Origin of the sequence: Edaphosphingomonas haloaromaticamans, assembly GCF_001853345.1 — a bacterium.
GTDB classification, from domain to species: Bacteria; Pseudomonadota; Alphaproteobacteria; order Sphingomonadales; family Sphingomonadaceae; genus Sphingomonas_E; species Sphingomonas_E fennica.
On sequence record NZ_MIPT01000001.1, the window covers coordinates 2358982 to 2367591 of the forward strand.

7 protein-coding genes, 1 tRNA gene and 7 pseudogenes are annotated in these 8610 nt (G+C 66.9%); 10 read left to right on the top strand and 5 right to left on the bottom strand.

What is annotated here, in order from left to right:
* A pseudogene (locus tag BHE75_RS10960) lies at positions 1-273 on the top strand (recombinase family protein); the annotation flags it as partial.
* Positions 274-515: 242 nt separating this feature from the next.
* Here the strand turns inward: BHE75_RS10960 and BHE75_RS10965 are convergent.
* Positions 516-605 (bottom strand) — tRNA-Ser (locus BHE75_RS10965).
* A gap of 289 nt (positions 606-894) precedes the next feature.
* On the opposite strand from BHE75_RS10965, the gene BHE75_RS10970 reads away from it, so the two are divergent.
* The 3 genes and pseudogenes from BHE75_RS10970 to BHE75_RS10980 form a co-directional block, all read left to right on the top strand.
* A complete protein-coding gene (locus BHE75_RS10970) occupies positions 895-1965 on the top strand; it encodes a lytic murein transglycosylase (protein WP_070933886.1) in 1071 nt (356 codons plus the stop codon).
* Positions 1949-2437: a septal ring lytic transglycosylase RlpA family protein gene (locus tag BHE75_RS10975; protein ID WP_070933887.1), complete on the top strand. Its 489-nt coding sequence runs from the start codon at positions 1949-1951 to the stop codon at positions 2435-2437. Before BHE75_RS10970 ends, BHE75_RS10975 begins: the two co-directional genes overlap by 17 nt.
* Positions 2438-2525: 88 nt before the next feature.
* Positions 2526-3227, top strand: a pseudogene (locus BHE75_RS10980) (D-alanyl-D-alanine carboxypeptidase family protein); the annotation flags it as partial.
* A gap of 121 nt (positions 3228-3348) precedes the next feature.
* Here BHE75_RS10980 and BHE75_RS24070 read toward each other — a convergent pair.
* On the bottom strand, positions 3349-3630 hold the full coding sequence (locus BHE75_RS24070; protein ID WP_139181708.1) for a hypothetical protein: 282 nt from the start codon (positions 3628-3630) through the stop codon (positions 3349-3351).
* 141 nt (positions 3631-3771) lie between these two features.
* Here BHE75_RS24070 and BHE75_RS10985 point away from each other — a divergent pair, with 141 nt between their 5' ends.
* The 6 genes and pseudogenes from BHE75_RS10985 to BHE75_RS11010 all read left to right on the top strand — a co-directional run.
* Positions 3772-4308 (top strand): DUF3489 domain-containing protein, encoded by a 537-nt coding sequence (locus BHE75_RS10985; RefSeq protein ID WP_070932167.1) that lies wholly within the window; start codon positions 3772-3774, stop codon positions 4306-4308.
* Positions 4305-4727 carry a DUF2924 domain-containing protein gene (locus BHE75_RS10990; protein ID WP_084652851.1) on the top strand — a complete coding sequence of 141 codons (423 nt, stop codon included), beginning with the start codon at positions 4305-4307 and terminating at the stop codon, positions 4725-4727. Before BHE75_RS10985 ends, BHE75_RS10990 begins: the two co-directional genes overlap by 4 nt.
* Positions 4724-5188: pseudogene (locus BHE75_RS25210) on the top strand (recombinase family protein); the annotation flags it as partial. The gene BHE75_RS10990 and the pseudogene BHE75_RS25210, both read left to right, overlap by 4 nt.
* A gap of 116 nt (positions 5189-5304) precedes the next feature.
* Positions 5305-5871, top strand: a pseudogene (locus BHE75_RS11000) (D-alanyl-D-alanine carboxypeptidase); the annotation flags it as partial.
* Between the two features lie 11 nt (positions 5872-5882).
* Complete coding sequence (tmk, locus tag BHE75_RS11005; protein WP_139181709.1) at positions 5883-6506, top strand: dTMP kinase; 624 nt, start codon at positions 5883-5885, stop codon at positions 6504-6506.
* Positions 6500-7015, top strand: a pseudogene (locus tag BHE75_RS11010) (AAA family ATPase); the annotation flags it as partial. The gene tmk (BHE75_RS11005) and the pseudogene BHE75_RS11010, both read left to right, overlap by 7 nt.
* A 101-nt stretch (positions 7016-7116) precedes the next feature.
* Here BHE75_RS11010 and BHE75_RS23295 read toward each other — a convergent pair.
* The 3 genes and pseudogenes from BHE75_RS23295 to BHE75_RS11020 all read right to left on the bottom strand — a co-directional run.
* A pseudogene (locus tag BHE75_RS23295) lies at positions 7117-7362 on the bottom strand (DNA polymerase III subunit delta'); the annotation flags it as partial.
* Between the two features lie 44 nt (positions 7363-7406).
* Entirely contained in the window at positions 7407-8030 is a 624-nt protein-coding gene (gene tmk / locus BHE75_RS11015; protein WP_139181709.1) for a dTMP kinase, read from the bottom strand.
* An 11-nt stretch (positions 8031-8041) separates the two neighbouring features.
* Positions 8042-8610 (bottom strand): annotated as a pseudogene (locus BHE75_RS11020) (D-alanyl-D-alanine carboxypeptidase); the annotation flags it as partial.

Sequence of the window (8610 nt, forward strand, 5' to 3'; positions counted from 1 at the left end):
AGGCCTGATCCCGGCCTCGTCGAGTTGCTGCGCAAGGGGCGTAGCTGGTGGCAACAGCTTCAGGCCGGCACGATCGACATCGCCACCATCGCCCGCGAGGAAAAGGTCAACGACTCATGGGTATCGCGCCTCGTCCGACTGAACTTTCTCGCGCCCGCGATCGTCGAAGCTATTCTCGCCGGGACCCATCCTGCCTCAGTCAGTGCTACATCTCTACGCACCGCCAACCTACCGATCGACTGGAACGAGCAGATCGCCCTGTTCGGGATGTAATCCATCTCAATGCGCTATACTACTAGCGGCGCCTCGGCGCCGCTTTTCGTTGGCGAACTAACAAAGGTAGCCAATAGCCGCCCACTCCGTACTGCTGAGATGGGCGACGGAGAAAAAGCCGTCGGAGCGACCAATTGTTGCCCCTGATACGCTCTCTGCAGACCGGACCATCGCCGCAAACGGCGCGGAACTGCGCCACTTTCTGGAATAATTCCATTTTATATCAATAACTTATGTGTGGATGGCGGAAGAGGTGGGATTCGAACCCACGGACGGGTTGCCCCGTCGCCGGTTTTCAAGACCGGTTCCTTAAACCACTCGGACACTCTTCCATGCCGTTTCGGGGCTGGCAGCTTACGACAGGCTTATGGGCGATTGCACCCGGCGAATCGAACTGACGCTAACCCCTTGTAACCACACTCCTAATTCCGCGCGCAGATCGCCAGCTCCGGTAGCTTTCAAGACCGCTGCCATCAACCACTCGGCCGCCTATCCGGCGGCGCGCTTATCTCCGCAAGGGGCGTTGCGTGCAAGCGTCGCGATATGTTTCCCGAAAAGTCGGACAAAGGGGATTCACCTGTCCGCCCGCCTGTGGCACGAAGGGCGGGTAAGGGGTTCTTTATGCGTGCTTCGTTCAGGGCTTTGGCCGCTACCGCCTGCATTCTGGCGGCATCCGTCCTCGGATCGATGGAGGCGGGCGCCCAGCAGGTGGATGCGGCATCGTCCGCCGATGATGCCGGTTTCCGCGCTTTTCTGGCGAGCATCCGGCCGCGGGCGCTGGCGGCGGGCGTGCGACCTTCGACCTTCGACAGCGCCGTGGCCGGGCTGACCTTCAACCCGCGCGTCATCCAGCTCGATCGGGCGCAGCCCGGCGGCAACCCCAATGCGCCGGCGTCGGCCATCCCCAGCTTCGCGCCTTACAAGGCCCGCCATGTCGATGCCGATCGCATCAATCGCGGACGCAAGCGCTATCAGGATCTCCGCCCGCGCCTTGCCCGGATCGAGCGGGAGACGGGCGTGCCCGAATCGATCATGATGGCGATCTATGGCCATGAAACCGGCTACGGCACCTATACCGGCGACTTCGATCTGATCCGTTCGCTGGCGAGCCTGGCCTATGACGGCCGCCGGCGGGAGCTTTTCACGGCTGAACTGATCGCCACGCTGCAATTGCTCGATCGCGGCGTTCCGCGGTCCCGGCTGAAGGGAAGCTGGGCAGGCGCCACCGGCTATCCCCAGTTCCTGCCCAGCATGTACCAGCGGCTCGGCGTGGACGGCGACGGCGACGGGCGCGTCGATATCTGGACGAGCGAGGCCGACGCGCTCGCCTCGATCGGCAATTATCTGGTGAAGGCGGGATGGCGGCCCAACGTGCCGTGGGGCGTCGCGGTGCGGGTGCCGCCATCGCTGGATCGCGCGGCGCTTCGTTCGCTCACGAAATCGCCGCGCTGCCCGCGCGTCTTCGATCGGCACAGCCGCTGGCTGACGATGCGCGAATGGCGGGCGCTGGGCGTGACGGTGGTCGGCTCCCCCGCGCCGGCCGAGGGCGAGCTCGTGTCGCTGCTGGAGCCGGACGGCCCGAACGCCACCGCCTATCTGCTTTCGGGCAATTACCGGGTGATCCTCGATTATAATTGCTCGAACTTCTATGCCCTTTCGGTCGGGTTGCTTGCCGATGAAGTGGCGCGCTGAGCTCGCCGTCCTCGCGGCGACGGGCCTGCTGTCCGCCTGCGCATCGACCCGGCCGGTGAGCGACGGGGCCGTCAAGATCGGCAAGCCCTATGTCGTGGGCGGCCGCACCTATGTGCCGCGCGACGATCGCAATTACGACCAGACGGGCCTCGCTTCATGGTATGGTCCCGGCCATCACGGCCGGACGACCGCCAATGGCGAGCGTTTCGACATGAACGCGATATCCGCTGCCCATCCGACCTTGCCCATGCCTTCCTATGCGGAGGTGACGGCGCTCGCCACCGGCCGCACCATCCTGGTCCGCATCAACGATCGCGGGCCTTTCGCCCCCGGCCGGATCATCGATCTGTCGCGCGGCGCGGCGCGGGCACTGGGCGTGGAGAAGGACGGCGTGGTCCGTGTCCGCGTCCGCAGGGTCTACCCGTCCGACAAGCGCCGCGCCTCGCTCGGCGCCCAGCGCAGCGCCTATTGATGGTAGCTGGCGGATGCCGCCCGGCGCGGCTATCAGGGGTGCCGATACGTCTTTCCCTTCCCAGAGCCTCTTGCCCGGAATGAACGCGATGAAGTCTCCGATCCTGCTCGCCGTCCTCGCCTCGACCATCCTGGCCTCCGCCGCGCCGGCGGCCGCGCCGCCGTTCGAAACCGAGGCGCCGGTCGCCTATATGAAGGATCTGTCGTCGGGCGCGGTGCTCTATGCCAAGGATGCGGATCGCCGCATGCCGCCGGCATCGATGGCGAAGATGATGACGGTCTATGTCGCCTTCGATCTCATCAAGAAGGGCGAGCTGAAGCTCGACCAGATGGTGACGGTGCGGCCCGAGACCTGGAAGCAGTGGCACGGCCCCGCCGCCGGATCGACCATGTTCCTTTCGCCCGGCGAACAGGTGAGCGTGCAGAACCTGCTCCACGGTATCGTCACCCTTTCCGGCAACGACGCCTGCGTCGTGCTGGCGGAAGGAATCGCCGGAACGGAGCCTGCCTTTGTCGCCCTGATGAACCAGCGCGCCAAGGAGCTGGGCCTGGACAATTCGCACTTCGGCACGTCCAACGGCTGGCCGGACAATGGCGTCACCTATGTGACCGCGCATGACCTGGCGGAGCTTGCGGCGCGGACGATCCAGGATTTCCCGGATCTCTACAAGGCGTTCTACAGCCAGACGTCGTTCACCTGGGGCAAGACCATGGGTTCCGGCGCGGACATCACCCAGCAGAATCGCGATCCGCTGCTGGGCCGCGTGCAGGGGGCGGACGGCCTCAAGACCTGTCTCTTATACCCATCTAGATGTGTATAAGAGACAGATCTTCGCCCGCTACCTCGATCTGGGGAATGTTCGNCCACGGCAGTTTTTGGCGAAACCCCTGAATCAACGACAGGCTCAGCCGTCAAGCTAACCTGCTGATACCACTCAACTTAATTTCCGATCGGGCTCTCAGGCCGAGTTCCAGGAGACTAGCTGCAGAAGTCCTGGCATAATAGGATGATGAGTCCCCCGATTGTCCCTCGACCGCCAATGCCGCCGCATCCTCGGCGGCGATTGTGATGAGATAGAATAATCGGCGGATAGTTTCGCGGCGGGTTTCAGCACCTTCAGACATGATTCGACCAAGCCGCGGGGGCTCGACCAAGTCCAGACCCAGCTTTTCCAGCGCATTCGCATATTCCATTCGACTTCGCGGNNGAACGAAGCATTGCTGTCGNCNCTGAATCGCGGCNGGCCACAGCGGCCGNTACCCCGACCGGCNTGACCGGCGGGGCTTCGGGTGGTGGGAGCGGCGCGGTGCCGCTCCGAANCAGGAGCACCATCCATGACCACCNTACGCCTCANNGATCTGCAACTCGTCCTTCTTTCGGCTGCGNCGCAGCGCGACGACGGCAGCCTGCTGCCNCCACCGNACAGCATCGGCGAACGTACGCCTGCGGTCGACAANGCCATCAAATCCCTCCTCCGACGCGNCCTGGCGGCGGAACTCGATACATCGGATATCAGCGGGTCACTGCCGACAGACCGGGACCGGCTGACCGGTGTGCGGATCACCGCCGCAGGCCGGGCAGCCATTGGCGCTGGTCAGGATGAGAAAGAAGAAAATCGGGCATCCGATGAACTCGAGGACCAGGCCCCTCCCGTGAGCGAGCCCTCATCCCGCCCGGCTAGCAAGATCAGCACGGTGCTGTCACTCCTCCAACGCGAGGAAGGTGCAACGCTCGATGAGATGATCGCGGCCACTGGTTGGCTGCCCCACACCACCCGCGCCGCGCTGACCGGCCTCCGGAAAAAGGGCCATAGCATCGCGAAGGGCAAGCGCGGGGATACGACCTGCTACCGCATCGCGACGGAAGCATGATCGTGGCCAGGCTCGATCATGCATTGCAGGAAATCGCGCACATGTCCCGCGCCGAGATTCAGGAGCGATGGGCAAAGCTCACCGGTCGCCCGGTGCCTCGACTCAGCGTTGCCATGCTGCGGCTCGCGCTGGGCTACGAGATACAGGCCAGAGCAAAGGGCGGCCTGTCGCGCACTACCCGGCAGCAGCTGGGCGGATCAGGCGATGTGCCACCGCGTGCGATGCCCCTCGCGCCCGGTCTGCGGCTGGTCCGCGAATGGCAGGGCAAAGTGCATGTCGTCACTGTCGATGATGCCGGAGCGATCCACTGGAACGGGCAATGCTGGAAAAGCCTCAGCGAGGTAGCCCGCACTATCACCGGCACGCGCTGGTCAGGCCCCGCCTTCTTTGGCCTCAAGCCGCGAAAGGCAGCGGCATGAAGAAGGTCCGCTGCGCGATCTACACGCGAAAATCGAGCGAGGAGGGTCTTGAGCAGGACTTCAACTCTCTCCATGCTCAGCGCGAGGCCTGCGCCGCCTATATCCTCAGCCAGGCGTCCGAAGGCTGGACGCTGCTACCCGATGAGTATGATGACGGCGGGCTGTCGGGTGGAACGCTGGAGCGGCCGGCGCTTCAGCGACTGATGAAGAACATCGAAGCCGGCAGGATAGACATCGTGGTCGTCTACAAGGTCGACAGGCTGAGCCGCTCTCTGCTCGACTTCGCGAAGCTGGTCGAGGCCTTCGACAGGACGAACGTATCCTTCGTCTCGGTTACCCAGTCGTTCAACACAACCAACAGCATGGGCCGGCTCACGCTCAACATGCTGCTCTCCTTCGCCCAGTTCGAACGCGAGGTCACCGCCGAGCGTATCCGCGACAAGATCGCGGCGTCCAAGGCTCGCGGCATGTGGATGGGCGGTAACCCGCCGCTCGGCTACAAACCCGATGGCAGGACACTGGCGATCGTCGAAGAGCATGCGGACGTCGTGCGGCACATCTTCGCCCGCTACCTNCCTGGGGCAAGACCATGGGTTCCGGCGCGGACATCACCCAGCAGAATCGCGATCCGCTGCTGGGCCGCGTGCAGGGGGCGGACGGCCTCAAGACCGGCCATACCGAGGAAGCCGGCTACGGCTTCACCGGATCGGCGGAGCAGAATGGCCGTCGCCTGGTGATGGTGGTGGCCGGGCTCACCAGCTCCAACCAGCGCGTATCGCAATCAGTGGCCTTCATGGAATGGGGTTTCCGCGCGTGGAAGGCGGTGCCGCTCGTCGCCAAGGGCAAGAAGGTGCAGGATGCGGAGGTGCAACTCGGCGATGCGCGCACCATCGGCCTCGTCGCCCCGCGCGATCTCGCCGTCACGCTGCCGGCGGGCGTGGCTGGCAACATGAAGGTGAGCGTCGTCTATAACGGCCCGATCAAGGCGCCGATCAAGGCCGGCCAGCATATCGCCGATCTGGTGGTGCAGACGGGGGATACGCCGCCGCAGCTCATGCCGCTGGTGGCGGAAAATGCGGTGGACGAGGCCGGCTTCTTCGCCCGCATCGCCGCCGGCTTCCGCTGGCTGTTCGGCCTCGCCTGATTTCGCCCACCGTGGCGCGCGGGCGTTTCATCAGCCTCGAAGGCGGGGAGGGGGTCGGCAAGTCGACGCAGTTGCGCGCGCTCGCCGCGGCCCTCCGCGCACGCGGCCATGACGTCATCGAGACGCGGGAGCCCGGCGGCAGCGCGGGGGCGGAGGCGATCCGATCGCTGCTGCTCGACGGCGATGCCGGGCGCTGGACGGCGGGCGCCGAGGCACTGCTGTTCGCCGCCGCCCGCGCCGATCATGTCGCCAAGACGATCCTGCCCGCGGTCGAACGCGGCGCATGGGTGCTGAGCGATCGTTTCCTCGATAGCTCGCTCGCCTATCAGGGCGGGGCGGACGGCATCGGCGAGGCGGCGATCCGCCAGCTCCACCAAGTCGGCAGCGACGGGCTGATGCCGGACCGCACCCTGCTGCTCGCCTTGCCGGCGGAGGAAGCCGCCGCGCGCGCGGCGGCCCGCGATCGCGATGGCGCGGATCGCTTCGGCGGCCGGGATGCGGCCTATCATGCGCGTGTTGCGGCCGCCTTCGCCGCGCTGGCGGCGGGCGATCCCGCGCGCTTCCGCATCGTCGATGCCACGGGCACGGCCGATGACGTCACCGCCCGGCTGCTGGCCGCGCTGGAGGGATTGTGACGCCGCTTGGCCATGGCGATCAGGTCGCCGCTTTCCGGGATGCCATGGCGCAGGGCCGGATGCACCATGCCTGGCTGCTCGCGGGGCCGCAGGGCGTGGGCAAGGCGATGTTCGCCGCCGCCGCCGCGGCGCGCTATCTGGCGGAAGGCACCGATCGGCCGCCGGCCGCCCCCGGCCTCGACGTGGCGGAGGATCACCCGACCGCCCGGCTGATCGCGGCGGGCAGCCACCCCGATCATCGCGTGCTCCAGCGCCTGCCCCGCGACAAGACCGGCGATCTTGCCCGCAACATTACCATCGATCAGGTGCGCGCGCTCCAGCCCTTCTTCGCGGTCACGCCCAGCATGTCGCCGCGCCGTGCCGTTATCATCGATGCGATCGACGACCTGGAACGCCCGGCCGCCAATGCGCTCCTCAAGAATCTGGAGGAGCCGCCCGCCGATACGCTGTTCCTGCTCATCAGCCACGCGCCGGGCCGCCTGCTGCCCACCATCCGATCGCGGTGCCGCCCCTGTCTCTTATACACATCTAGATGTGTATAAGAGACAGGCGACATGCTGGGCGTGACCGCGAAGAAGGGCTGGAGCGCGCGCACCTGATCGATGGTAATGTTGCGGGCAAGATCGCCGGTCTTGTCGCGGGGCAGGCGCTGGAGCACGCGATGATCGGGGTGGCTGCCCGCCGCGATCAGCCGGGCGGTCGGGTGATCCTCCGCCACGTCGAGGCCGGGGGCGGCCGGCGGCCGATCGGTGCCTTCCGCCAGATAGCGCGCCGCGGCGGCGGCGGCGAACATCGCCTTGCCCACGCCCTGCGGCCCCGCGAGCAGCCAGGCATGGTGCATCCGGCCCTGCGCCATGGCATCCCGGAAAGCGGCGACCTGATCGCCATGGCCAAGCGGCGTCACAATCCCTCCAGCGCGGCCAGCAGCCGGGCGGTGACGTCATCGGCCGTGCCCGTGGCATCGACGATGCGGAAGCGCGCGGGATCGCCCGCCGCCAGCGCGGCGAAGGCGGCCGCAACACGCGCATGATAGGCCGCATCCCGGCCGCCGAAGCGATCCGCGCCATCGCGATCGCGGGCCGCCGCGCGCGCGGCGGCTTCCTCCGCCGGCAAGGCGAGCAGCAGGGTGCGGTCCGGCATCAGCCCGTCGCTGCCGACTTGGTGGAGCTGGCGGATCGCCGCCTCGCCGATGCCGTCCGCCCCGCCCTGATAGGCGAGCGAGCTATCGAGGAAACGATCGCTCAGCACCCATGCGCCGCGTTCGACCGCGGGCAGGATCGTCTTGGCGACATGATCGGCGCGGGCGGCGGCGAACAGCAGTGCCTCGGCGCCCGCCGTCCAGCGCCCGGCATCGCCGTCGAGCAGCAGCGATCGGATCGCCTCCGCCCCCGCGCTGCCGCCGGGCTCCCGCGTCTCGATGACGTCATGGCCGCGTGCGCGGAGGGCCGCGGCGAGCGCGCGCAACTGCGTCGACTTGCCGACCCCCTCCCCGCCTTCGAGGCTGATGAAACGCCCGCGCGCCACGGTGGGCGAAATCAGGCGAGGCCGAACAGCCAGCGGAAGCCGGCGGCGATGCGGGCGAAGAAGCCGGCCTCGTCCACCGCATTTTCCGCCACCAGCGGCATGAGCTGCGGCGGCGTATCCCCCGTCTGCACCACCAGATCGGCGATATGCTGGCCGGCCTTGATCGGCGCCTTGATCGGGCCGTTATAGACGACGCTCACCTTCATGTTGCCAGCCACGCCCGCCGGCAGCGTGACGGCGAGATCGCGCGGGGCGACGAGGCCGATGGTGCGCGCATCGCCGAGTTGCACCTCCGCATCCTGCACCTTCTTGCCCTTGGCGACGAGCGGCACCGCCTTCCACGCGCGGAAACCCCATTCCATGAAGGCCACTGATTGCGATACGCGCTGGTTGGAGCTGGTGAGCCCGGCCACCACCATCACCAGGCGACGGCCATTCTGCTCCGCCGATCCGGTGAAGCCGTAGCCGGCTTCCTCGGTATGGCCGGTCTTGAGGCCGTCCGCCCCCTGCACGCGGCCCAGCAGCGGATCGCGATTCTGCTGGGTGATGTCCGCGCCGGAACCCATGGTCTTGCCCCAGG